The 903-nt window shown below is 40.8% G+C and carries 1 protein-coding gene; it reads left to right on the top strand.

The window, feature by feature from the left end; translation table 11 throughout:
* Nucleotides 1–858 (top strand): IS200/IS605 family element RNA-guided endonuclease TnpB (gene tnpB / locus GJU40_RS20525; RefSeq protein WP_154309896.1); only part of this gene is annotated, 858 nt, incomplete at its 5' end.
* Between the last annotated feature and the right edge of the window lie 45 nt (nt 859–903).

The raw sequence follows: 903 nt of genomic DNA, 5'->3' as shown, positions 1-903 counted from the left end.
TCGTACCAACGGTATTATAAAAAGCAAAACAAAGCCCCTAAATTTAAGGGCAAAAAGAACAAGGTGCAGTCCTATATCACGAAGCAAACCAACGGAAATATCGCTGTTTTTGATAAACACATCAAGTTGCCTAAACTTGGTCTGGTTCCATTCGCTAAAAGTCGTGAGGTAGATGGACGTATCATCAATGCGACGATCCGACGTAACCCAAGTGGAAAGTATTTTGTATCTGTCTTAGTGGAAACAGAAGTAGTTGAACTGCCAAAAACAAACTCCAGTACAGGCGTTGATTTAGGGCTAAAAGATTTCGCCATCCTTGCGGATGGAACAAAATACAGAAATAACCGTTATTTTAAGTCGTTAGAACAAAAGTTAGTGAAAGCCCAACATGTTCTATCAAGACGAGTCATCGGCTCTAGTAATTGGAATAAACAACGAAAAAAGGTTGCTCGTATCCATGAAAAAATCGAAAACAAACGAACAGACTTCTTACATAAGACCTCTACCGACATCATCAAAAACCACGATGTGATCGGGATTGAGAGTCTACAAGTGTCGAACATGCTGAAAGATAAGAAAACAGCTCAAGCTATCGCCGATGTGTCATGGTATCAATTCAAGACCATGTTAATGTACAAGGCTGAATGGTACGGTAAGACCGTAGTGGAAGTGAGTAAAACCTTCCCTAGCTCTCAACTTTGTTCGAGTTGTGGCTATAAAAACAAAGACGTTAAAGATCGAGGCTTAAGAGAATGGAAATGCCCTAAGTGTCAGACATTCCATGATCGCGATATTAACGCAGGATTAAATCTTAAAAACGAAGCTGTAAGGCTTCTAACCGTCGGTGCAACGGGATAGCCTAATCCATAACTAGCGGTTACGCTGGTGTTCTTAGGAATCCCC

Source organism: Metabacillus lacus, from assembly GCF_009674805.1.
Classification (GTDB): Bacteria; Bacillota; Bacilli; order Bacillales; family Bacillaceae; genus Metabacillus_C; species Metabacillus_C lacus.
The sequence above is the reverse complement of the archived record's forward strand: the minus strand, read 5'-3'. Positions and strand labels throughout refer to the sequence as shown.